At 41.1% G+C, this 285-nt stretch carries 1 pseudogene; it reads right to left on the bottom strand.

Annotated features, from left to right (window positions below):
- A pseudogene (gene rplL / locus HJY11_RS13545) lies at nt 1-82 on the bottom strand (50S ribosomal protein L7/L12); the annotation flags it as partial.
- Nucleotides 83-285 lie beyond the last annotated feature (203 nt).

The raw sequence follows: 285 nt of genomic DNA, 5'->3' as shown, positions 1-285 counted from the left end.
ATGCTTTTACTAATTCGTTTAACTCTAATACAGATAATTCTTTGATAGCTTCAATAAATTCAGCTGTTGTTAATTTTGCCATTTCATTTACCTCCATATTTTGTTTCGGTTTGTCCTCTTTGAATTAATTACTCAGCCGGTGTCTCAGCCGGTTCTTCTGCCGGAGCTTCCTCAGCCGCTGCTTCACATGCTCCTGCTCCGCCCTGTTCAGCGATCTGATTAAGTACACGAGCAAGATTTGTGATAGGTGACTGTAAGCTTCCAAGCAATTTGGAAAGAAGCTCT

Source organism: Bittarella massiliensis (ex Durand et al. 2017), from assembly GCF_017566145.1.
In the GTDB taxonomy this organism is placed as follows: domain Bacteria; phylum Bacillota; class Clostridia; order Oscillospirales; family Ruminococcaceae; genus Bittarella; species Bittarella massiliensis_A.
Note: the sequence above shows the minus strand (reverse complement) of the source record. Positions and strands in the feature narration are given on the sequence as shown.